The 23,258-nt window shown below is 51.3% G+C and carries 24 protein-coding genes; 6 read left to right on the forward strand and 18 right to left on the reverse strand.

What is annotated here, in order from left to right; genetic code table 11:
* Window positions 1–36 precede the first annotated feature (36 nt).
* The 8 genes from L21SP2_RS16250 to L21SP2_RS16285 form a co-directional block, all read right to left on the reverse strand.
* Window positions 37–504 (reverse strand): hypothetical protein, encoded by a 468-nt coding sequence (locus L21SP2_RS16250; RefSeq protein WP_024269679.1) that lies wholly within the window; start codon window positions 502–504, stop codon window positions 37–39.
* Between the two features lie 52 nt (window positions 505–556).
* Window positions 557–1,585 (reverse strand): FecR family protein, encoded by a 1,029-nt coding sequence (locus L21SP2_RS16255; RefSeq protein ID WP_024269680.1) that lies wholly within the window; start codon window positions 1,583–1,585, stop codon window positions 557–559.
* Window positions 1,582–2,043, reverse strand: coding sequence for a hypothetical protein (locus tag L21SP2_RS16260; protein ID WP_024269681.1), 462 nt, complete (start codon window positions 2,041–2,043; stop codon window positions 1,582–1,584). The genes L21SP2_RS16255 and L21SP2_RS16260 overlap by 4 nt, the downstream gene beginning before the upstream one ends.
* Before the next feature lie 102 nt (window positions 2,044–2,145).
* Window positions 2,146–3,222: a glycerophosphodiester phosphodiesterase family protein gene (locus L21SP2_RS16265; protein ID WP_024269682.1), complete on the reverse strand. Its 1,077-nt coding sequence runs from the start codon at window positions 3,220–3,222 to the stop codon at window positions 2,146–2,148.
* Between the two features lie 87 nt (window positions 3,223–3,309).
* Complete coding sequence (gene ltrA / locus L21SP2_RS16270; RefSeq protein WP_211233422.1) at window positions 3,310–4,617, reverse strand: group II intron reverse transcriptase/maturase; 1,308 nt, start codon at window positions 4,615–4,617, stop codon at window positions 3,310–3,312.
* Window positions 4,618–5,142: 525 nt separating this feature from the next.
* Window positions 5,143–5,289, reverse strand: a complete 147-nt coding sequence (locus tag L21SP2_RS19320) for a MerR family DNA-binding transcriptional regulator (RefSeq protein ID WP_081719675.1) — start codon at window positions 5,287–5,289, stop codon at window positions 5,143–5,145.
* A 149-nt stretch (window positions 5,290–5,438) separates the two neighbouring features.
* Entirely contained in the window at window positions 5,439–6,332 is an 894-nt protein-coding gene (locus L21SP2_RS16280; protein ID WP_024269683.1) for a DMT family transporter, read from the reverse strand.
* A 45-nt stretch (window positions 6,333–6,377) separates the two neighbouring features.
* Window positions 6,378–6,719 (reverse strand): arsenate reductase family protein, encoded by a 342-nt coding sequence (locus L21SP2_RS16285; protein WP_024269684.1) that lies wholly within the window; start codon window positions 6,717–6,719, stop codon window positions 6,378–6,380.
* A 31-nt stretch (window positions 6,720–6,750) separates the two neighbouring features.
* Between L21SP2_RS16285 and L21SP2_RS16290 the strand changes: the two genes are divergently transcribed.
* Window positions 6,751–7,947 carry a glycosyltransferase gene (locus L21SP2_RS16290; RefSeq protein WP_024269685.1) on the forward strand — a complete coding sequence of 399 codons (1,197 nt, stop codon included), beginning with the start codon at window positions 6,751–6,753 and terminating at the stop codon, window positions 7,945–7,947.
* 74 nt (window positions 7,948–8,021) lie between these two features.
* Here the strand turns inward: L21SP2_RS16290 and L21SP2_RS16295 are convergent, their stop codons facing one another.
* Window positions 8,022–8,708, reverse strand: coding sequence for a DUF2161 domain-containing phosphodiesterase (locus L21SP2_RS16295; protein WP_024269686.1), 687 nt, complete (start codon window positions 8,706–8,708; stop codon window positions 8,022–8,024).
* Window positions 8,709–8,762: 54 nt separating this feature from the next.
* Here L21SP2_RS16295 and L21SP2_RS16300 point away from each other — a divergent pair, with 54 nt between their 5' ends.
* Both L21SP2_RS16300 and L21SP2_RS17745 read left to right on the forward strand, forming a co-directional pair.
* Window positions 8,763–9,716: an aldo/keto reductase family protein gene (locus L21SP2_RS16300; RefSeq protein ID WP_024269687.1), complete on the forward strand. Its 954-nt coding sequence runs from the start codon at window positions 8,763–8,765 to the stop codon at window positions 9,714–9,716.
* A gap of 29 nt (window positions 9,717–9,745) precedes the next feature.
* Entirely contained in the window at window positions 9,746–10,330 is a 585-nt protein-coding gene (locus L21SP2_RS17745) for a YqaA family protein (RefSeq protein ID WP_024269688.1), read from the forward strand.
* A 2-nt stretch (window positions 10,331–10,332) separates the two neighbouring features.
* Here L21SP2_RS17745 and L21SP2_RS16310 read toward each other — a convergent pair whose 3' ends face one another.
* Both L21SP2_RS16310 and L21SP2_RS16315 read right to left on the reverse strand, forming a co-directional pair.
* Entirely contained in the window at window positions 10,333–11,037 is a 705-nt protein-coding gene (locus L21SP2_RS16310; protein WP_024269689.1) for a hypothetical protein, read from the reverse strand.
* Window positions 11,038–11,131: 94 nt separating this feature from the next.
* Window positions 11,132–11,767, reverse strand: a complete 636-nt coding sequence (locus L21SP2_RS16315) for a rhomboid family intramembrane serine protease (protein ID WP_041401771.1) — start codon at window positions 11,765–11,767, stop codon at window positions 11,132–11,134.
* 189 nt (window positions 11,768–11,956) lie between these two features.
* Between L21SP2_RS16315 and L21SP2_RS17750 the strand changes: the two genes are divergently transcribed.
* Window positions 11,957–12,700, forward strand: coding sequence for a CHAP domain-containing protein (locus tag L21SP2_RS17750; RefSeq protein ID WP_169730506.1), 744 nt, complete (start codon window positions 11,957–11,959; stop codon window positions 12,698–12,700).
* A gap of 34 nt (window positions 12,701–12,734) precedes the next feature.
* Here the strand turns inward: L21SP2_RS17750 and L21SP2_RS17755 are convergent, their stop codons facing one another.
* Both L21SP2_RS17755 and L21SP2_RS16330 read right to left on the reverse strand, forming a co-directional pair.
* Window positions 12,735–13,889, reverse strand: coding sequence for a polyprenyl synthetase family protein (locus L21SP2_RS17755; RefSeq protein ID WP_024269693.1), 1,155 nt, complete (start codon window positions 13,887–13,889; stop codon window positions 12,735–12,737).
* Window positions 13,890–13,904: 15 nt separating this feature from the next.
* The gene (locus L21SP2_RS16330) at window positions 13,905–16,016 is read right to left on the reverse strand and encodes an FAD-dependent oxidoreductase (protein ID WP_024269694.1); all 2,112 of its coding nucleotides are present in this window, start codon (window positions 16,014–16,016) and stop codon (window positions 13,905–13,907) included.
* Between the two features lie 72 nt (window positions 16,017–16,088).
* On the opposite strand from L21SP2_RS16330, the gene L21SP2_RS16335 reads away from it, so the two are divergent.
* Complete coding sequence (locus tag L21SP2_RS16335; protein ID WP_169730507.1) at window positions 16,089–17,177, forward strand: FAD:protein FMN transferase; 1,089 nt, start codon at window positions 16,089–16,091, stop codon at window positions 17,175–17,177.
* 76 nt (window positions 17,178–17,253) lie between these two features.
* Here the strand turns inward: L21SP2_RS16335 and L21SP2_RS16340 are convergent, their stop codons facing one another.
* From L21SP2_RS16340 to L21SP2_RS16355, 4 genes are all read right to left on the reverse strand, one after another.
* Complete coding sequence (locus tag L21SP2_RS16340; RefSeq protein WP_024269696.1) at window positions 17,254–17,727, reverse strand: NusG domain II-containing protein; 474 nt, start codon at window positions 17,725–17,727, stop codon at window positions 17,254–17,256.
* A 102-nt stretch (window positions 17,728–17,829) separates the two neighbouring features.
* Window positions 17,830–18,573, reverse strand: a complete 744-nt coding sequence (locus L21SP2_RS16345) for an NYN domain-containing protein (protein WP_024269697.1) — start codon at window positions 18,571–18,573, stop codon at window positions 17,830–17,832.
* A 69-nt stretch (window positions 18,574–18,642) separates the two neighbouring features.
* Window positions 18,643–19,551 (reverse strand): FAD-dependent thymidylate synthase, encoded by a 909-nt coding sequence (gene thyX, locus L21SP2_RS16350; RefSeq protein WP_041401773.1) that lies wholly within the window; start codon window positions 19,549–19,551, stop codon window positions 18,643–18,645.
* A gap of 163 nt (window positions 19,552–19,714) precedes the next feature.
* Entirely contained in the window at window positions 19,715–20,992 is a 1,278-nt protein-coding gene (locus tag L21SP2_RS16355) for a CapA family protein (protein WP_024269699.1), read from the reverse strand.
* 40 nt (window positions 20,993–21,032) lie between these two features.
* Between L21SP2_RS16355 and L21SP2_RS16360 the strand changes: the two genes are divergently transcribed.
* The gene (locus L21SP2_RS16360; RefSeq protein WP_024269700.1) at window positions 21,033–22,238 is read left to right on the forward strand and encodes a M23 family metallopeptidase; all 1,206 of its coding nucleotides are present in this window, start codon (window positions 21,033–21,035) and stop codon (window positions 22,236–22,238) included.
* A gap of 101 nt (window positions 22,239–22,339) precedes the next feature.
* Here L21SP2_RS16360 and L21SP2_RS16365 read toward each other — a convergent pair whose 3' ends face one another.
* Window positions 22,340–23,218, reverse strand: a complete 879-nt coding sequence (locus L21SP2_RS16365) for an aminotransferase class IV (RefSeq protein WP_024269701.1) — start codon at window positions 23,216–23,218, stop codon at window positions 22,340–22,342.
* Window positions 23,219–23,258: the final 40 nt, after the last annotated feature.

Consider the following 23,258-nt stretch of genomic DNA (forward strand, 5'->3'; position numbering starts at 1 on the left):
GGCCCTGACCGGCGGTCAGAGCCTTCTGCACGGTAATCAGTACACGGTTCCTTCTGCACCCCCCACGGTGAAGCTGAGAATCTCATACAGATTCTTGTTTAACGTATTCGGTATCAGAACATATACTTCCTGTTTTTCATCAGATACCGGATATGTTACCGATACGGGAATAACCGTTGCGTTGAAACCCTCACGTTCTTCCTGGGTAATGTTTTCAGTATCAATACTGTAGCTGATACCTCCGCTGTCGCCCTCAAAAGCGGTGCTCAGTATATCCCCCGCTTTCAGCTCGTCCCGGTTACCGTTGGCAACCGAAAGATATGTGTACATATTGTCCCAGTTCCCCGCCTTGGCATCGTCCAGAAAGGCTTCCACCGTTTCCGTTGCCGTGCGGCTTTCAGAAAGGTTTCCGAAAAGATCGCATGAGCCGAGCAGCAGCACTGCTGCCGAAGCAAGAATAACAGCTGCCCGAAGGGCAATGCCCGTTTTTTTTAATGCATTCATATGAAGACCTCCAATTGATTCCTGTTGCGATTATACAGCGCCATGCTGCACATTAAATGTCCGCGTCTGTAAGATAGCGAATCAGCCGCTCCTCATAGAGGCGGGTGAATTCACGATAGGCACTTCGAAATTCTCCGGGCAGGGGTTCACCCCAGGCGCTGGTGCGCTGATGCACATAGAGACTGCTGACAACATGACGGCGCAGGTTCACAGCAGAAAGGGCATAATAGCGGTAGTTCAGCCCGTGATGGAGGGCCCTGGTTTTTAAAGGCTGATATTCCTGCTGAACAATCTCATCGGCCTCATCTGTCGCCCCTTCTTCTCGAAGCTCAATCACCATATCCCCCAAACGCTGAAGTTCCGCATCCGCTTCCCGGTAGGAATTCCAGAAATGTTCCGCATTATCCAGATACTCCATCAGAAGGCCGGTCATATCCGACAGCGTTTTCCCGGGATTCTCAAAGGCCGCCGCGTCCGCCTGGGTTCGCCAGTCGGTAAAGTTTATTTCATCCTCCAGCACTGCGAACCGTTCACCCAGACCCCGGTCCAGGCTGACTTCAACGGCTTCCATTCTGGAGAGGTTCACTCCGGCGGAGCCGGCACGTACTTCCACCAGTCCGTCGCTGATGACGAACAGTGACCGTCCGTCTGTGCCCGAAACCACAGTGAATTCTGTTCCCCTGATTCCGGCAACCGCATTTCCGCTGCGTATACGGGGCTCCTTTCCTGAAAGACGGTCAAAACGGAACCCCACCTGCCCTTTCACAATGGAGAACACGGTTTCCGGTTCCGAGTCCCCCAGCATGGCATTCTGAATACTGAAGGCGGTATCTGGCTGTACGGTTACCACCGATCCGTCACCTACTTCAAGCTCACAGAAACCGTCCAGTCCGGTGATTATCACATCACCGGGCTTCAGCCGCATACCGAAATCAGCAGGTATGAGTTCACCGGCGGCGGTTTTCACATCCACGCTTCCGTCAAAGAAAATAATATCGGCATCGGTGGCCCAAATAACCTGCCAAAGGGATTGGGTGATAAGTAATATGGTAATGAGCAAAAACAGCTTTCGTCTGTTCATTCCCGTACCTCCCCGAAGCCGAGAATACGGGCTTCCGCCTTCCGTGAACGATCCATCACAATTACCAGTTCACGGTTTTTCCAGGAATAAAAGACCAGTGCATCCCTGTCGGTCACATAATTTCTGAACCACTGTTCTGCCTCCCAGCTGCTGCTGAAATAGCGGTGGGAATCCTCATCCACGATGGTAATTCTGTTCAACTCCGCACCCTCGAATTCCAGAGAGGAGAGATTCATCCACAGTTCTTCCACAAGCCCCGGGGAAACCAGTATTTCCGTTTCGAACAAGAACGGTCTGACCGTCTGCATGGAAAGGTATTCGGTATCGCCGCGATCCAGGGCCAGAAAAAACGAATCGGTTTCCTGTTGAACCCTCTTCTCGCTGATGGTGGCACAGGATGCCAGCATAAGAATTCCCAGCATGAGCAGAACCATGCCTGCATTTCGGTAAATTTTCATATTCTAATAATAGTCCCTGTTTACGGGATTTCAAGATGCCTGGGACAAACTCTCCGGAAAGAAGCTCTTTTCCGGCCGCTCAGTGCCGCACAGGGCGGCACATCAGTCCCGAGCAGCTGTTCCGAGTATTTCAGAAAGAATATCCGGTCTGTCGGTAATAATCCCGTCAACTCCCAGATCAATCAGATACTTCATGGTTTCCGGATCGTTTACCGTCCAGTAAAACACAGCCAGATTTTTTCTGTGGGCGTCCTGTACCATTCTCCTGTTGGCAAGGTTGGTATAGTACATATCTTCATCAGGATCATAGCTTGCAAGAGCTCGGCGAAGGGGGGCGGGCAGATTCTCAATAATCTCCCGTTCGGCCGGATAAATACGGTCTTTCACCGGCAGCATTACCGCCGAGTATTCGGGAACAAGAAAGAAATCCAATGCCAGTGCACTCAGTACACTGAGAGTGAGCGTTTCACCGGTGGCTGCTCCGGTGGGGATCTCCCCGCCGCTGCGTTCCCGGAACTCCCGGATTACCTGATCATCAAAACTGGCGACGATCGCCCGGTCCTGCATTGAATACTTTTCGATCAGTGTTAAAAGTTCAGCGGACGCCTCTTCAGCCCGTGAGGAGCCGCTTGCATCAACGGTATCCTTCAACTCAAGTATGTAGTAGCTGTCGGGAAATTCCTGAAACAGATCTTCCAGCCGGGCGGGAATCATCTGATCTGAAATTTCATCCGGCAGGGAAGAGAGATCCGCGAAGGGCCTTTCACCCCGGGGGTTCACAAAGTTCGCTGCGAAGTTATAGTTCTGCAGTTCACTGTATTGCAGATCTGCCAGCTGAACCCCCTCCACCCCGGTGGTTGCTTCAATATCCAGGTCATGATGGGTTACCAGCACCCCGTCTGAGGTGAGCACCAGATCAATTTCGAATGTATCCCAGCCCCGGGCATAAATCTGCCGGTAGCTGTACACGGTGTTTTCCGGGAACAGTTCCTTGGCACCACCGTGGGGCACAATATGAGCACTCCCCGATTCCACCACCCTCATCGGATTGGTCCCGCCCCCGCCGGGGGCGACGGGGAGAATATTCAGCAGCAGGACCGCAAGTATCAGCCCTGCTGCCGATGCCGTAATTATAAGAATCACTTTCATGATGATTTTTATGGTCTGTAGAGTAGACATGCTATCGCCTTCCTTCATCAAGAGAGTTACGAGAGCATGCCCCTCCCAGAACCGTACGTGCGCAACTAACGCATACGGCTCCCAGCACTAAACATTCGACCATTGCCAGATGTCTTTGCAAATTTTCGGTCTTGGTATTAATTTCCATATCTTTTCAAATGTCTCCCAAATTATCTTGTGCTTCTGGCCTCTACGCCTTAGAACCTTATACAGTGTGTATCTGATGTAAGTGTAGAACTTGTACAGTCCTTTCAGATTTCCGTTGACCCCGTAGTAATTGTAGTGCCCAACCAGTTTCCGGCTTAGTGCTCTGACAATTTTCATGACAGGTCGATGCATGTTCCATCTGATCCACTGTTTTGCGCTCTGGCGTTTAGCCTTCAGCTTCTTCTTGCTTGTCAGGTGCAGGACTGTGTACTTACCAGTCCTTGTACTGGCGTTCACGTGGGTGAATCCAAGAAAATCAAATGTCTCCTTGGTTCCTTTGTACCTTCCAAACGGAATGATCCTTGTCTTCTCTTCGGCCACCGTTAGCTTGAACTTTGCAAGCCTTTTCAGCATCACCTCGTAGAATCTTTTCGCATCATCCTCGTACTGGAATAATACCACATAATCATCGGCATATCGGTACAAGTATGTCTCACCCCTCAGATGCCTTTTTGCCACCTTCTCAAACCACAAGTCGAGTACATAATGAAGATACACGTTAGCCAGCACCGGCGAAATAAGTCCTCCTTGCGGAGTCCCCTTGTCACTGTCGCTGACGTTCCCATTCTCCATGATCCCCGCCTTGAGAAATCTTACTACATAACGAATGAAATTCTTGTCCTGTATATCATTCTCCAGAAACTTCACCAGCCATTCATGGTCAACATTGTCAAAGAACCCTTTGATGTCGGCATCAAGAATATAATTTATCTTCTTCGTCATGATCGTCTGGTTTATTTCCCGTATCACATCATGACAATTCCGGTTCGGCCTGAACCCATAGGAACAGTCCAGAAACCTCGGTTCATATATCTCTGTCAGCACCTTCGCCATTATTCCTTGTACCAGTTTATCCTCATACGCCGGAATTCCAAGCGGTCGTACCGTGCCATCCGTCTTGGGTATGTATGTTCTTCTCACCGCCTGCGGTCTGTAACTGAAGGATTTCATCCGTCCAAGCAATGCATCCACATGCTCTTCCAGTCCGGACTCATAGCTCTCCTTCGTCGCTCCGTCTATGCCTGCGGCTTTTCCTCTGACCTGCGCCCGATGCTCTGCTTTCAGGTTCTCCCTGTTGACATAGTGCATGAGCGTCTGCATCTTCGCGTGACTCTCCGACAACCTCCTCAACTCCCCATAGCTGTTTTCCACTCTTTCAGAACCTCCAGTGTTCCTGGTGTTGGCCACAAGAAATACGTTTAATGCCCAAACCCCTTCGCTCCACCGACTTTCACCGGTTTCATCACTACTATGAGTCTGTCCGACTGCTGATGCCCCATACAGGTTTCTTGACTCTTCGCCTTTACGTCCCCTCTTAGTCCAACGGACAGGACCTCAGCCCTCCCAGGTACGCTTGATCTACCTTGTGTGCTCGCCATGCTCTCAGACCCCGTTGGGTTCTCCGCACTCTCGCCTTTTCCGAGTGCTTCTTGCTGGTTGCTGTCACATGAAAAACATCACCACCCAATCCTTATACTAACGAGGCTCAATCACGTTCAACCTTTCGGCTTATGGCTCTCACACTCCTATGCCTACGCTTAAACCTCACCTCACGGCTTCGGCTCCAAGGCTAAGTACCGGCTGTTGGCTAAACTTTACCGGACAGGGTGTCTCACCCTGCTATATATCAAACGCCGAACTGGCGCACTCATGCACCCATTGTATTCCCATTATTGTGAGAATTGTATGAGAATGTGCGCTGAAAATACATCATTACTGCGTCGTGCAAAAACCAAATCCGTTGGCATCTCTGTGCCGGGGAGTAAGCAGACCGATTTGATCGTAATACCTGAGCGTACGGACGCTCACCCCCGACAGCCGTGCCAACCGGGATACCCCTAAGAACTGATCAGTCTTCATGGTTACTATGCTAATGGATTACGTTGCGTAAGGGTCAAGAAGAATCGGTATTTTTTATGGTGATAATATGCTATTCCTGCCCGGCGGGAATCGGTTGAGCCCAATATTAGAGACACACAGGATCATTCAAACGGTGTATCAGACGCAGCTCAGGCTTCCAGCTTGATTTCACCGGTTTCCCGGCGGCTTGCATACATCAATCCTCCCACCGCCAGGGCTCCGCCGCCGATCTGCACCCAGTTCACACCTTCTCCCAGCACAATCCAGCCCACAATTACGGTGACCACCGGTATGCCATTAATAAATATGGAAGCCTTGGGAGCAGAAATCCGGCTCAGGGCGTAATTGTAGGATAGAAAGGCCGCAAAGGTTGCGCCCAGAACCAGAAAGCCGAAGGCAAAGAGGATTTCCCATTGAACCGCCGTATGCATGAGAGCATCGCCCTGGACAATAAATCCCGGCAGAAAAAAGAAGGTTGCAAAAAACATCTGATACCCTGTGGTCTGCAGGGGAGTAAGATCTCTGGATATTCTTCTTGAAAGCAGCATATATGCGGCTCCGGACAGCACCGCCAATAGAATAAAGAGGTTTCCTTCCAGGGAGGCATCCTGGGTTCCTGCATTCCGGTCAAAGAGAGTTATGATTCCAATCCCGCTTATGGATAACAACGTACCGATCCACCCCCGCCGGCTCAGCCGTTCATTCAGGAAAAACGCCGATGCAAGGGCCACCACCGCAGGGATCGCCGCAATTATTATGGCGGAGCTGGCGGCACTGGTACGTTCCAGCCCCAACGATTCAAACAGGAAATAGAGCCCCGGCTGGAAAACCGAGAGAAGCATCAGCCTGGGGATGACCCGCCGGGGAATGGCAAGCCGCCGCTTCCAAAGCAGAGCTGCCAGAAATACCAGAGAGGCGCCGGCAAAGCGGAGAAACATATAGGCCCAGGTGGGCCAGACTTCCAGTACAAGTTTGGTTGCTACAAATGAAGATCCCCAGAACAGAGTGGTGACCATAAGCGCAGTTAATGTGAGAAGATTCACTGTGTTTCTCCGTATTCGATGATATGTACCGCAGAGAATCTGCAGTTACGTATTTTCCACCCAGTTTTTCCATACATCATCCGCCACCCCCACCGTCACGTTTGAACCGTTTCGTACGATGGGCATTTTAAGCAGCAGAGGTTCTTCCAGAATTTCTTCCCTGGCATCGAATTCCATGTATGCCAGACCTTTCCGGGTGTAGGATTTGCTCTGGGTATCCAGAATGTCTTCCGCCGGATATTTCGCCAGTACGGCATCCAGCTCCCGGGGACTGATTCCCTTCTCATTCAACAGCCGGATCTGGTACGGGATTCCCCGTTCCTTGAACCAACGTTCAGCTTTTTGCGTATTTCGATTTTTTCTGGTTCCCATTATCTGTATATTCATGACATCCTTAACGTATCAAGGAGAAGAGAAAATGTTAATAACCGGACAATTCAATGACAGTCTTCCCCCGATTATGGATGGTGTGGCCATTACCGCAGCGAATTATGCATATTGGTTAAACAAAAAACACGGCCCCAGTTTTGCAGTAGGACCAAAGGTTCCCGATTACACGGATGACCAGGAGAACATTCTCCGTTTTATGTCTCTTCCTCTGCAGCGTTCCGGTCCCTACCGTCTGGGCATACCGAGAATCGACAGAAGCTTCAATAAAATCATCGATGAAATTCCGTTTGACCTCGTCCACGCCCACTGCCCGTTCGTAAGCGGCAACTACGCATATAACCTGGCCAGCACCAGAAAAATTCCCATGGTTGCCACCTTCCACTCAAAATACCGGGACGATTTTGCCAGCATTATGAAGCTGGATGTAACAGTTGATCAGGCGGTCGAGATGGTGGTGCGATTCTATGAAAAAGCCGATGCTGTGTGGGTTCCCAACGAAGGAATTATCGAGACTTTCAGGGAGTACGGTTTTAAGGGTGATATTGATGTAATTCCCAACGGCAGCGACATCGGGGTCACCGGTGAAGAGGAGCGAAGAAATCTGGCTTCAGCGGGACGGGAACGGCTCAACATCGGGAATAATGACCCGGTGCTTCTCTATGTCGGGCAGCACCGTTGGGTGAAAAACCTGAAAATGCTGCTCCAATCCCTGAATATGCTGAAAGAGTCGGGCACAGCATTCAATATGCGTTTCGTGGGTTCGGGCAGTGAAGCCGGGGAAATGAAACATATGGTGAAAAAGTCGGGACTGTCGCAGCATGTCGAATTTATGGGACCGATATATGAACGGGATGCCCTCCGTGAAGCGTATGCCGCTGCAGATCTTTTTGTGTTTCCATCCATGTACGACAATGCATCCCTTGCGACCAGGGAGGCAGCAGGTCTGAAAGTTCCTACCCTGTTCTGCACAGGTGCTACCACCGCCAAAGGTATAGAAGACGGAAAATCAGGTTTTCTGGCGGACAATGAGACACAGAAATTCGGTGAGAAGCTGAAGTCTATTCTTGATCAGCCGGATCTTCTCAGAACAACCGGGGAGGGGGCTCACAGCTTTCTTTATATGCCCTGGGAAAAAGTAGCCGATATTGTGAACGAAAAATACGAGGAGATTGTGGGCCGGTTCAAAACCGAAAAGCTGAAACACATTGTTGCCCGAAACCGGTAACCCGTCCTCCCGGAAGGGGTCGGAATCATACTGCCCCGAAGGATGTGAATGTGCTTGAAGAATGGTAGGGATGTTCAGCCTGAGGGGATTTTCCGTATCACCTCAGGATATCTTTCCAGGGCCGAATTTCCCGCAGCTGAGAGACGGTACACCCCTCTTTCAACTCTCTCAAACCAGCCGTACACGTTCTGGGAAAGCACCCTGCCGGTTTTTGCCGGTAACCCGGCTTTCTGCAGCTGCGCCGGAGATGCGCTTTCCCGGTTTTTCAATTCCACGGCAATCCGGATGCTCAGTTGTTTGAATGCGGTTATTTTCTCAACCTTTGCAGCCTCGCCGGCCTTGTTGAATTCGGCATATCTTCCGTTGATTTCCCGTATAATATTCCGTTTTCGTGAGGGTATGTTGAACAGCCGGGGATCCTGTGGATGGAGAGCTACTTCCACCCTGGTTTTGGTTTTCATCAACCGGACAAATATCAGGCCAATCCCCAGGCGGCGCAGAAGTTTTTTGATTCCGGTAAAATTGGCTGGGTATGAGCGTCCGCTGGTCAGGGGGACCGCCACATATACGCTGTCATTCAGTTCCTGACGGTTTACGGCCTGAAGAACAAGCTGAAGACTCATTCTGACCTTGATCTCTACGATGAGCATCTCCTCACCCCGGGTGGCTACCAGGTCACAGTTTTTCACTTCGCTGTACACCTGGTACCCCTGTCCGCTGAGATATTTTTTCAAAGGATTGAACAGATCACTTTCCTTCATAAAAACTTGTCCTCCGGCCCTGCACATTGTAGCATACAGAAAAGAGGAGCGAACATGGAATACAGAAGAGTCGGCAACAGCGGACTGAAGGTCAGTGAAATTGCCTACGGATCCTGGCTCACATTCGCAAACCAGGTTGAACTGGAACATGCCCAGGAAATTATTCGGAAGGCGTTTGAGCTGGGGGTGAACTATATCGACACAGCGGATGTGTACGCCCGGGGTGAAGCGGAGAAACTTCTGGGTCAGATTCTGCCCAAATACAACCGCCGCCACTATGTGATTGCCACCAAAGCGTTCTGGCCCATGAGCGATCACCCCACCGACCGGGGGTTGAGCAGAAAACACATTACAGATTCAATTCAGGGCAGCCTCGACCGCTTGAAGCTCAAGTATGTGGATATTTTTTACTGCCACCGTTTTGATGAAGAGACTCCGCTCATGGAAACCCTGGAAGCTATTGAAGATTCAATCCGTCAGGGTAAAATTTTGTACTGGGGCACCAGCGAATGGAAGGCGGAACAAATCAGGGCGGCGGTCAATATCTGCCGGGAGCGGGGCTGGCACCTTCCTGTGATCAATCAGCCCATCTACAACCTTCTGAATCGCAATCTTGAAATTGATATTCTCCCCACAACCGTGGAGCTGGGAATGGGCACTGCGAATTTTTCCCCTCTGGCACAGGGACTGCTCACCGGAAAATATTCCAAAGGAAAGGTTCCTCCGGGAAGCAGAGGCTCCAATGAGAACTTGAATATGTTCATGAAAGACCAATTGGAGGATGAAAACCTCCTGAAAAAAATTGACGGTCTGGGAGAAGTGGCAGACAGATATGATATGAACATCGCTCAGCTTTCACTGGCGTGGATACTTCAGCAGCCGGGGATCAGCTCGGTGATCACCGGAGCCTCAAGCGTTCAGCAGCTGGAAGATAACGTGAAAGCCAGCGGGGTTAACATTTCAGAAACGGATATGAAAGCAATAGATGCGCTCTTTCCCCGTTCATGAACCATTATGAGGTAACGGGGCCAGACGAAATGAAATCAGATAATAAATCCCTGAATAAGAACAAAAGCCTGCGGCGGGTTCTGTTGGAAACCGCTGCATTTTTCACCCTGGTGTTTATGGTGTATATTCTGCTCTGGATTTTTTTTCAGGAAGAGCTTCAAAAATTAAGCCTGTGGAGCATAGAACACCTTGGGCTGGCCGGGGTGGCGGTGTTTGTATATGCAGTTGATACGTTCATCGTTCCGGCAACTGCAGATCTTGTTTTTCCCCTGACCACAACCTGGCCGCCGGTTCCCCTGCTTCTCACAATGAGCGCAGCATCCATTCTGGGCGGCATGAGCGGCTTCTTCCTGGCCAGGGCGCTTTCCCACATATCCTGGATCCAGGATGCCGTCTCCTATTACCGGGAACATGGTGAACGGCTCATTCGCCGGTACGGGCTTTGGGCCATTGTACTGGCAGGTCTTACCCCCCTTCCGTATTCCACAATCAGCTGGATCGGGGGCATGTTGAAATTACCTGCGGCGGGCTACCTGCTGGCATCCCTGAGCCGCATTCCCCGCTTTTTTCTCTACTATGCAATTATTGAGAGCGGCAGGCTTCTCATCTCCTGATCTCAGAAGTGCTGGTACTCCTGCACTTCCTTGGTATCTATGATCACCCGAAGGGAGGTAAATATCCGTCCGCCGTCGGCAAAACTTCTGGGCACGTTCCTCAGGGCTATGCGCCCCCGGATCTCCCGGGGTTTATTGGGAATTACCTGCCGGTAATAATTCCGGATCGCCTGCTTCACCGCCTCATCAAATGATTCCATACGGCTCTGCATATCGGTTCTGTCGGGTAATTCCGCCTGACCGACCATATCCGGCAGCCTGCTTGAGCGCCAGGCCTTCAGCCGTGACCGCTCGTAGTCTTTGGGAAAGTACCGGAAAGAGAGTTCTATTTTTTGATCCTCCTCGTAATACCCCAGATATTCCAGGTCGTCATCTCCCCACGGAATCTGATGTACCGGTTCAATGGTGAAAATCTCCGATACCTCACGGACCTGGTCCGAGGGGCGGTAGATGAACTGATATCCGTATATGATTCCGGAAAACCATTGCCGGCTCAGCTCAAGAAGATCTCTGATATATTCCCGGTCATCGGTGGGTGCGAGAATCTGTTCTGTGATAGGTACGTCATAGGAGTTTGCATGACTTCTGTTGATCCAGAAGACGGCCTGAAGCTGGGAAAAATCAGGATATACGGCTTCCTGGGAGAAGGAAACTCCCGGCAGGAGAGTCATCCAGATCATACTCAGGGCGAGGAATTTTTTTACCATGGCAGTTTCTGCTCCTCTTAACCATATCGGCATTGCCGTCGGGGATCTCAAGGAGCATGAAATACAATTCAGATTGCGGCGGCACAGCTGAAGATCAGCCCTTCAACCCCCAGGCCTCCAGGGGATTTCTGCCGATGCGGATCAAAAAATAGAGAAAGGCGAATACAAAACCGCCCAAATGTGTCATGTGGGCTACAGAGCTGTTCATTCCTCCGAACTGATTGATGAGGGCAATCCCCGCATACACCAGAACCAGAGTAACCGAGCGCATGGGAATAATCCCCATAATGAAAATCCGCGCATTGGGGTAATAGGTTGCAAAAGCCAGCATCACCGCATACAGGGCTCCGCTGGCACCCATCAGGGCGACAACCTGTATCCCGGAGAGAATATAAATACCATAGGAGAGCAGCCCGGCCAGAAAACCGGTTACCAGATAAAACATGATAAATTCCCAGCTTCCCATTTCATGTTCAACCTGGGTTCCGAAAATAAAGAGGCCGATCATGTTAAACAGGATGTGGTTGAAATTCGCGTGAACGAACATGTAAGTAAGAAAGCTCCACAGGTAGCCCCGGTTCACCAGCGCTGGAACCATGGAAAGAGTGATCTGAACATCTCTGCTGAAACTGGTGATCAGGAAAAAAACCAGATTCAGCACTATAATGTACAGTGTGGCGTTAAAATGTGTGTACGGCAGAGGTCTGCGCAGTATATTTTTACGTGTCATGTGTACTCCGTTTCTGTTGCTGCTAAGGTACCCAGCAGAAGGTCATTGGTCAACGATTTCAGAAAAGGTAAGTGAATGAAGATTCGTTCAATCCATATAGATAAAAGAGCCCATAAAGATAAAAGAACCAGCATACATATAAGACAGTTTAAAGGGGTCAAAGTCGCCGTATTTTTCCTTATACTGGTGATGCTTCAGTCTTGTGCCAGCCTGGATTTCGGTCACAGCGTCTATCCAGACGCAAGGATGAAATCCCGGGGTAACATCAGCTCTCTTCCTGACAGCCGTGGATCCGCAGAAAACGGTGACAAGGTGATCGAAAGCAGTCACCCCCAGCTGGGAGACCGCTATGTGCGGGACGGCTACATCCTGCCCAACAATATCCAGCAGCAGATCGTTGAATCAGGTATCAGCCTCACCAAGAAAAACCGTCTTACAGTTCAGGGGAAAGATTTCGCCCAGGATTGTACAGGCACAGTGTTGGCAGCCTACTGGGGAGCGGGTCTGAATCCCGTTAAGTATTTCCACCTGTACAGCGGAAACGGGGTAAAACGTCTCCACGATATGGGTGAGGCCTATGATCTGAATTATTTTTCCAGCCTTCCCAATCCGGGGGATGTAATTATCTGGGATGATACCTACGACAGGGACGGCAACGGAAAGTGGGGAGATCCCTACACCCATGCCGGCGTTGTTGTGTCGGTGACTGAGGACGGCCAGATTACCTATCTGCATTATAATTACGCCCGGGGTGTGGTTCTGGAAAAAATGAATCTGAACCGGCCCGATACCTACACAGACAGCAATGGAAATCAGGTAAATTCCGCCATGCGGATGAAATCTCACCGCTACATCAAACCCGACTCATGGCTTTCCAGCCATCTGGTACGGGGATTTATCCCGCTGTACCGCTATCCCGAGATAGAGCGATAGGCGTTTTCAGAAATATGCCGGAGAAGATCGGGGATCAGCTCCGGCGTGTCAGCAATGAATCGGTCAGATTTTTCAATTCCGAGAGGTCAAGTCCGCTCAGCTGTTCAGCCCGGTGAAGAGCCCTGTCCGCCCGATTGGCGTAGAGCTCTGCCTCGGCCATACTGGATCTGCAGGCGTGTTCCATTTTCGGATCCCGCAGAATCCCTTCCACCTGAACGTCGCCGTTCCATACAGCCCTGATCTGCTTCTCATCCAGACTGTTTTCCTTCAGGAGCCGTATTATCGGCAGCGTCAGAATTCCGTCCCGGAGATCCTGGCCCTTGGTTTTTCCGTTATCCGCATGAATATCCAGATCAAGAATATCATCAATAATCTGGAAAGCCATACCGTTGGCGTAGCCGTACCTCCGGATGTATCTGCACTCAGGGGGATCGTTCCGGGGATCGTCGTCGTACTCCCCTTGCTGCCTCAGCTGAAGCGCTTCCCGGGTACCGATATACATGGCCAGAGAGAACATTACCGCAGTTTTTCCGGCAATTCTCTGCTTGTACAGTCTTTGGCTCGCACCGGCATCCAGATCGAAGGCGAGACTGTTCTGAAGCATCTCTCCCCTGCAGATACCGCCCACCACACGACTGATAATCCGCGCGGAATTGACGCTGGCAGATTCGCTCACCAGCTGAAAAGCCATGGTCAGAAGATGGTCGCCCAACAGTATTGAGAGGCGGTTACCCAAGAGCTTGCTGGCAGTGGGCCTTCCTCTTCGAAGCTCCGCATTGTCGAGTACATCATCGTGCAGCAAAGTCGCGGTGTGCAATACTTCTATTGCAGCCGCCAGAAGATAAAACCTGAAGGGCAGCCCCCCCGGATAGGGGATCTTTTCCAGATTAACCGACTCGAAGTTATAAAAATCAGGTATATTTTTTTGAATTTCTCCCCGGAACTGTTCTGCATCCATATTTCGGACAGAGGCGGTAATTTTTTCCGGCTTCCGTCCATAAAAGATGCCTGCACATAACAGCAGCAGTCCGGGTCTGATCATCTTCCCCGGCGGATCGAAAAGAGACCGAGCGGCCTCCCGAATCCGGTCGTTTGGAAGCTGATAATGATCTATGCTCTCAAGAATGATCCCCCGAACCAATTCAAGTTCGGGGGTCATCCATGTGAGATTCTTCCAGAATTTTTTCATCCCAATACCGCGGCGTTATTTCTTGCGGCGGCGGATTACCGGTTCATCTGTGTAAAGATGTGTCCGCTGAGCCAGCTGAGTGCTGTTCCACCGGCGTTTCAGCCAGGGCATTACCCAGTGGTCCAGACCGGCAACATGGCCGGCTCCGCCCATCATAACTATAGCCAGGAAGAGGAACCACAGCTGTGCCCAGGAGAACATTCCGGAAAGGATGAAAACGAATACCAGACCGATGGAAGCAACTGCCGCAGGCCAGGTAAAGAGCCCCGCAATCAGAGCAAGTCCGATGGCTACTTCGGCACCCACAATCATCACCTGGAAGAGCTGATACGGCAGCAGTGCAAACAGCCCGTCCATGAACGTTTCCCGGAACCAGACAACAATGGGGGAATCCCATTGGAAAATGGTCTGATCAAGATTTATGGTCCAGCCGTTCACAGCTTCCGCTGCGGCTTCGGTGGCTTCTCCGGCCCATTCTGTTGCGGCTGCAGTTGCATCCGCAGCCGCTTCACCTGCTTCGGCTGCTGCGTCGCCCGCTGCGGCTGCAGCTTCTCCGGCTGTTTCTCCGGCAGCTTCTGCGCCTTCCTCCCATTCGGGACTTGCAGCAGCAACAGCTTCGGCAGCTCCGGCCTGTGTTACGCCCTGACTGAACATCCAGCCGGATTTGGTTCCCTCGGAAAAATTCAGCCAGCCTTCACCGACCTTCTTCAGTCCTTCAACAACCCAGACAAAACCGAGCCAGAGCCGGGCGGGAAGTGCCCAGTAGGCAGGAATCTTGGCAGATGCATGTCCGCCGATAATAGAGCGCTTGTTCCTGATAGTCAGAAACTCTTCTTTCAGATACCCCCAGACGGCATTCACCCCTGCAAGTTCAAACAGGTAGTGGACGTTGATCAGATGTTTGGCTGCCATGGCCATGAATCCGTACAGGCTGATTCCCATTACATGGGCCACCCCGTACTTGCCGCCGATGGAAACCATAAATCCGTGGTAATTGGGCTTGAATGATTTTTTCTCGCCGCCCTTTATGTCCGCAATGATGTTATGGGCTACAACATCACCGGTCTGTATGGCAGTTTCCACAATCTGGGGAACAACCTTTTCCTCATTCACATACCAGATCATGTCTCCGCAGAGGTACACGTTGGTGAAATCCACGGAACGCATGTTTTCAGTAACCAGAATTCGTCCCCGTTCACCCACAACATAGCGGTCTTCATCATCGAAGTGACAGCCTGCCATGCCGTGAATACCCTCGGGGCTGGCAATTGAACAGTTATCGTTGGATGTCTTTCCTTTGGTGAGAGGAATTCGGGCGGTAAATTCGGATCCGTGAATACCGCAGGTCCAGACGAATGTTTCGGTTTCATACACCGTGCCGTCGGAGAGAGTGAATTTGCCCGCTTCGCCTTCTTTTACCGCTGCATTCAGATGCACTTCCGCACCCATTTTTTTCAGATACTTCATTGCTGCTTTCTGGGGTTTTTCAGGCAGTATGGGCAGAATAGTGTCCTGAGCTTCAACGATGATGATCCGGACTTCTTTTTTGTCTATGTGATATTTGTCACAGAGCACATCTCTGAGCTCCAGCAACTCGCCCGCCAGTTCCATACCGGTGAAACCGGCTCCGGCAATTACAAAGTTCAGCAGTTTTGCCCGCTTTTCCTTGCTAGGTTCCTTCGCTGCCTCCCGGAACATCAGTTCTACGTGTTCCCGGATACGGATCGCATCTTCCAGACTCCACAGAGTGAAAGAGTTTTCCTGAATGCCGGGGACACCGAAAAATTCCGGCTGCCCGCCGGTGGCAAGAACCAGGTAATCATACTCATATTCGAAGCTTTCCGATTTAACAACTTTTTCTTCAAAATCGATGGATGAAACTTCGTCACTGATGACGTTTACCCGCTTTCCCCCGAAAATTCTTTTGAAACTGATTTGAACAGCTTCGGGCTCGGTTCGATGCCCCGCAATTTCATGAAGTTCGGTCATAAGGGTGTGGTACGGGTTCCTATCTATAAGGGTGATCTCTACGGATCTGTCCTTTTTGAATTCCTTGTACAGTTTCTTTACGGCATGAACACCGCCGTAACCTCCGCCAAGGACGACAATTTTGGTACTGTCGCTCACAGAAGCCTCCTGATTAGCTTGTGTTGCTTATCAAATGATTGATATAAGTGTTTACATATGAGAAATGATAACATGCAGAAACAAATTACGCCACGGATTAAGAGCCTTGGAAGGCTGCTAATTCGAACTATTTTTATCTATATAGTATTTTCACTATCTTCCTGCGCTGGTGATTCAGGCCCCGGGGAGCCGGTGCGGCGAACCATCCAAAGTCTCGGTACCATAATCACCGTTACAATATATGATGATCCCAAGGATGAGTATTTTTCCGAATCGTTCAGAATCGTACGCAAAATTCACGACCTTATGAGCCTGGAGGTGGAGGAAAGCGATTTGAACCGCCTGAACCGGGCCGCAGGCAGCGGCCGGCCGATTGCAATTGATCCCTGGACCTATGAGGTTCTGGAAGAGGCCATCCACATGGCTGAAGTAAGCGATTCTGCATTTACACCGGCAATAGAACCGCTGGTATCTCTCTGGGACATCGGCGGCCCCGATCAGCAGGTACCGGATGAGAATCAGGTTGCCCCACTTCTGCCTCTTTTGGACTATGAACAGATTCGGCTCTATGAACCCGAGGACCCTTCCTCAAACTCCCCCAGGGCCGAATTGCTCACCCCCGGCATGGGCGTGGATCTGGGAGGTATTGCCAAGGGCTATGCTGCGGATCTTGTTTCCAATTATCTGAAAAAAGAAGGTGTGAAGCACGCAATTCTTGATTTCGGCGGCAACATTATGACCATCGGCCGGAAAACTGCGGATCGGCCCTGGATCATCGGCCTGCAACGGCCGGACATGCAGCGGGGGGTGTATCTGGGCACACTGCCTGCTGATGATCTTTCCATTGTAACATCCGGGGTGTATGAGCGCTTTTTTATAGAAGATGATGTTCGCTACCATCATCTTCTGGATTCCCGTGACGGTTTCCCGGCAGATAACCGGCTGGAAGGGGTGGTTATCGTATCGGATGTGAGCATGACTGCCGACGGATACTCCACCGCAGTGTTTGTGAAGGGCCTGGAACAGGGGAAAGAACTTGTGGAATCCCGGAATGAAATCGAGGCGATTTTTATTACCGGGGATCTTCAGGTAATTGTCAGCCCGGGTCTGGTTGACCAGTTCACACTCATTGATGACAGTTTCAGCCTGGGAGAATGGTAAGACGGAATTCCGATGAGGAATGCACTGTATCAGAAACAGACCGGATCATAGACAAACCGGATCAGGAATGGGCCGATCAGAATGCGGTTGCATCAATCTCGGCACCGCTTTCATCTCTGGGAGGCGCGCTGTCCAGGCGGATAATTACCCGGTTGGGCAGGCAGGCCGCCCAGTCCCCTCCGTTTTCCAGCCATCCGGCATGTACGCAAATCTGATCTCTGCAGTCCGAACTTTGAAACCGGGCCCTTCCGTTTCCATCCAGCTCAACGACAGTTGAGCCGATGGGGCCCCGGTATTCCAGGATTCTGGGAGTTTCCAGATCGTAGCGGTATTCATCCCCTGCGCTCTGAATGAGCAGCGACCCGGCCTCTCCGAAACTCTGCAGGGATATCACCAGAAACAGACCGAACAGTCCCGCATACACAAGAGCAATGAGAAAGTCCCCGGGACGAAGAAAGCCCCGGATGTTTCGTATCAGGCTGCGTACGGCAGATGCCGGATTTCCGTTCCCGCTCTTTTTACCTTCGGGTTTTTTTGAATTCTTCTTCATACTTGTCTCCGGTTTTCACCGAATATCACCCCTTCTCCGGAAAGTCGAAGGCATGGAGTCCCACCCACTCCATATTGTATTCCGCGTATGCTGACGCATATGCTACTTATGTTTCCGCCGATCCCTGATATACAACGAACGACCCGAGCTGCCGGGATTTTTTCTGGGATCAATCTCGAACAGATCAATCTTCTGTACCAGCTCACCCAGCTTGGAATATCCGTAATTCCGCGGATCAAACTGGGGCCAGGCGTTCATAATAATCATCCCCACAGTTCCAAGATTGGCCCATCCTTCATCATCCTCACTGTCTTCAATGGCCTTCCTGATTGAGTTTATCAGACGGGAATCCTGCTTCAGCATGTTGCTGTTGTAGCGCTTGATCTCAGGCGCTTCCTCTTCCTTGGTGCTTCTCAGATTCTCGGTGTAAATGAACCTGTCACAGGCCACAACAAATGATTCGGGAGTCTTCTTCTCTCCAAAGCCGTACACGGTCATCCCCGACTCACGAAGCCTGGAAGACAGGCGGGTAAAATCGCTGTCGGAACTGACGATGCAGAAACCGTCAAGATTTCCTGAATACAGCAGATCCATGGCATCAATGATCAGGGCCGAGTCGGTTGCGTTCTTCCCGCTGGTGTAGGCGAACTGCTGATGGGGCTGAATAGAGTACTGAAGAACCAACTCCTTCCATGATTTTAAGTTCGGGCTGGTCCAGTCGCCGTATATCCGTTTCACGCTGGCTATACCGTAATTGGCAACCTCTTCCAGCACCGCTTCAATGATTTTCGGCTGGGCGTTATCTGCATCGATAAGTACTGCCAGTCTTTTCTGTAATCCTTCCATTATGCCTCCATGGGCCGTTTCCCGGCTGATCTGTGTGTCAGCGGGCAGGATGTGTTCTCCGTGATGCCGTCAGGTCTGACGGCCCTGCAGAATTTTCACCGCCAGCCGCTCTTTTTCACGACCGGACATATCTTCCGCTTCAATAATATTCCGGATGTGCTCCGGAAGGCGTTCCAGCCATGTTTCTCCGGCCGCCGCAGATCCGGTATCCGGTATGCCCAGGACTTTGCGCAGTACGTTCTGCTCTGCAGAGGTGAAGTTCACCCCGCCCAAGCGGTGATTCCTGAAACTTTCCACGGCCATGGGCGCAACAGCTTCTGCAGCTTCCAGCATTCTTTCAGCATACATTCTAATCTCATACTGTGCGTGGGCATCCAGCCTGAGTCGGAGAAAGTGGAACAGGTTGTGAAGATCGATCTGCCAGTACCATTCGGTGTACATGCTCAGGGGCAAGTTGATTCTGGCAAGCTCCCGTGCCAGCCCGCGGTCAATGAGCCGGGTATACGCCTTATACGCCGCACTCTGTTGATCCTCCAATTCCCGCCGGATCTCCTCCTGGAGCTCCGGGTCGACGGCGTCTTCCATTCTGCCCTGCTTATTATCGCTGCTCTGAAGTGCAATATTCTGACCCTCGGGAATATAAAACTCATCCTTCATCACCGAATAGCGCCCGGAAATTTCATTCAACCGTGCAGTCCGGTGTCTGACCCATTGGCGGGCCACGAAAACCGGCATCTTCGTGTGGAACGTAAGAATCACCTGCTCGAAAGGTGATGTATGGTCGTTTCTCAAGAGATAGTCGATCAGCCCCTTATCCTGCCGGAACGACTTTGTTCCTGGTCCGTAACTCACCCGCGCGGCTTGAACAATCCTGTCGTCCGATCCCAGATAATCAACAAGACGTACAAATCCCTTATCCAATACCGGAAGTTCTTTATCAAGCAGCTGCTCGGCAGCTTCTACAACACTGTGCGCCATATCCAAGTCCTGTCTTTCGCCGTTTCCCGGGCGTGAGCAAGGCTTCACCCAATACGAAACGGCCTATTTTTCTTCAGTGTATCAGAGAGATCCGGTTTCAGGAATCCGCAGGAGGGATTTCTCCATCAATCCTTTATCGGGCCATTATCGAGCCTTTCTCGGGCTAAAAATCCCAGACAATATTCCAGTCGCCGGGCATCTCCCGGAAAAACTCCTCCATGGCCGTTCTCCGGTTTAAATAGAAATTTTCCCATTCCTCAGCGGCTACCTGTGGGGATTGTGCGGTGGGGTGTACCTCAAAACCGTCCCTGGGTTTTCCTCCGGCAGATTTCTCGCGGAAATGCTGAAGATGGGTGATGGGCAGGATCTCATGCTGATGAAATTCCGGTCCGCCCTGAGACATCCGCACACTCAATCCCAGAATGGCCGAATCACCGGTATATGAGCGCTGACGATTCCATTCATCGGACTTCAGGTACCAGGGTTGGGAGCTGATGAAGTTTCCCATGGAATGCATTATCAACCCGGATTTGGTTTCGTCATCGGGATACCATTCCAGGGGCTGGAGCACATGAGGGTGATGGGCCCAGAGAATATCAACCCCCGCCTCCATGAATGAGTGGAACAGTTCATACTTCCACTGGTCCGGATACAGGAGGTACTCGCTGCCGCCATGATATCCGAGAATAAACAAATCATAATTGCTGCTTCTGCTGCGGATAAACTCTCTCAGCCGCTCATTTTCATCTTGCGAACTATAGGGCACAAAGTAGCTTTCCTCCACACCGGACCAGTGCTGATTCAATATTCCGGTAACCGACAGGAATCCGATACTCCAGCCCTTATACCGGATGGGAGTAATTTTGAATTCCCCGCTGAGAGACACATCAATCCCCGAAACATGAATTCCCCGCCTTCGGGATTTCAGAGCATAGTAATTCAGCAAATGCAGCTCGTTCCGGGTGCGGTAAATTCCCCGGCTGCCGTAATCATTTATATGATTATTCGCAAGGGAGAATACATCGAACCCTGCATCCACCGCCGCCTCCATGTATTCCCGATGCACGTTAAAACGGGGATAGCCTGCCATGGCTCTGCCCTGATCCATCACAAATTCCATATTTGCGAAACTCAGGTCATCATTCTGAATTACGTGAGAAATTCCCGAATATATACGTGAATAATCGTTCATCCGGAAATTCGGGGGATGTGCCATAATATCCCCCACAAAACTGAGCTTCAGATCGGGCACAGAATCTGTCCGATCCGCTGCAGCTTCTCCCCTTGTGTGCTCCGGGCCGCTCAGTTCCGGCAACGAGGGCGGGTCTCCGGAACGGCATGCCCCGGAAAGCATGCTCAGAGAGATTGCCAGGACGATGAACAGAATGCGAAGTTCCGCATTTTTTTCAGCGGCTTTTGTGAATTTATCTTCAATCCTCATTATATTTCCTGATACCGACAGATAATGCACAGGGGTAATTATGAATATAATAGGCGATAAACTGCGAACTGTCTCCGGAATCTTTATTCTGATACTTATACTGGGGGGAATTCTGCTTCCCCAGCCGCTGCAGGCTCAGCCTGATCAGAATGACCTGGTGAGGGTCTATGGCGAGCAGCAGGATGATTACAGCATCCGCTTTTATGCCGACAACAATCTGATCATTCCCGCCTATGTTGTTGTGACATTTGAAAACCTTGTGAACCTCTCTCCGGATACCGAGATGCCCTTCTCGGTTCAACTGGAATCCGGCGCCGAGAAACAATACCTCTTCTCATTGAACCCGGGTGACGGCGACAGGCTATCTTACCGTTTTTCATACACCTTTTCCCGGGGCAATCCCCAAAGCGTTTCGCCCGACGGGAGCTTTCTGTACACGTTCCCGTACACCCACGGCAGCAAGCACCGGATCACCCAGGGCTTTAACGGCCGGTTCACCCACATGGACGATAACCGCTACGCCGTTGATTTTGATCTGGAGGTCGGCACACCGGTGGTAGCAGCACGATCCGGCCTGGTGGTGGAAGTAAAGGAAGATTCCAATATCGGCGGCAGATCCGTGAACTACGGCCGCCACGGCAATTACATCCTGATCATGCACGAAGACGGAACGTTCGGTAATTATGTACACCTGAAACAGAATGGAGCGCTCGTGGAAGTGGGACAGGAGGTTGAACAGGGCGAACAGATCGGTCTCAGCGGCAACACCGGACGCTCCTCGGGCCCCCATCTTCATTTTGATGTGCGCATCCCTCTGGAAAACGGCCGGATGCAGTCCATTCCAATCCGGTTCCGTGGTCGGGACGGTGAACCGATCCAGCCCGAGGAAGGTGAGATCTATTATGCATATCAGCCCGAAGGCGGGGATTTCACAGAGATATTCGGCGCCGATTACACAAACAGCGACTTTGCCGAGTACAGCGGCACAGCCAGGGTGCAGGATAATCTGGACTTCAGGGTGGAACAGACTGATCTGACCTACGTCATTTTCATCGGCAACGGATTTGACTACCCGGTGAATGCCGAGGTCGAGCTGCGGCTGGAAAATATGAACAGTACACGGCAGAGTCCGGTGAATATCCGTCTCGGGGCGGGTGAGGAACGATTCCTTACCATTGTGCGCCCACGGGATGGCGTTTCCAGCTGGCGATACGGGTATGCGGTGAATTACCGCAGAATTGAATAGCCCTTTTCCCCGGCCGCCCAATCGCGCATCTCTCCCTCTCCCCCCGCCGCAGCCTCACCGGCTGACTTTCAAAGAACCCCGCTGATTCTAATCCGGAATCCTCATGCGTTGTTCAGACTCCGGCCATAGCTGCGCAGATACTCACCGTACATCCGGGCATATTCATCTGTCCTGCCGTCCACGGGAAGTTCCAGCGTATTGCCATCGAGATCGATGAACCGTTTTACCGGTTGAACCGCAATGGAGGTCGAGGTCATAAGCAGAGGTCGGGGTCTGGCCAGAAAATCATCGTAGCTGAGCAGCCCCTCTTTCATCCCGATGCCGTGTTTCTCCAGGCTTTTCCTGAAATTCATACGGGTAACCCCTGAAAGAATTGAATCCTCAGGCGGGCTGTATAGGCCGTCCTCTTCCAGCCAGTACAGATTGGCCCGGCTTCCCTCCAGCATAAGATCCCGGCGGTCAATCAGCACACTGTCCCAGCAGCCCCATTCCCGTGCGTGTTCCAGGGCCCTGGTGGACAGAAGCATGCTCAGAGACTTGGCCCGGGGGAAATGCCGTTCGCCCCTGTATGCGGCAAGGTCCACTCCTATTGGTTCGGGGAAATCCGGATCCTGATTTCCTTTCAGGGGGGGTATCTCAACAGGATACATGTACAGATCGCACCCGCGGCTGTTTTTCAACAACAGAACCTTAATATTGCTGCTCACAAGGCGGTTTTCCCGAATCAGCAGCTGAAGATGCCTGCGTATTTCGCTTTCTTCCGGAAGTCCGGTAATTCCGATGATTTCAGCGGATTGATGAAGTCGATGGATGTGCTCGGAAAGGAAATAGAGTCTGGCGTGTCGGAACCGAAGAGTTTCATAGACTCCAATACCGTTTGCATAATAGCTGTCATTCAGAAAAATCTGGGGTTCATCCAGCGGCCTGACGGTGCCGTTCACCACTGCATATTTTATTTCCTGTCCGCCGGAAGAACTCATGGTTGCCACCTCTCAAATAGGGTATGTTTTATATTGATAC

The organism is Salinispira pacifica (genome assembly GCF_000507245.1).
In the GTDB taxonomy this organism is placed as follows: Bacteria; Spirochaetota; Spirochaetia; order DSM-27196; family Salinispiraceae; genus Salinispira; species Salinispira pacifica.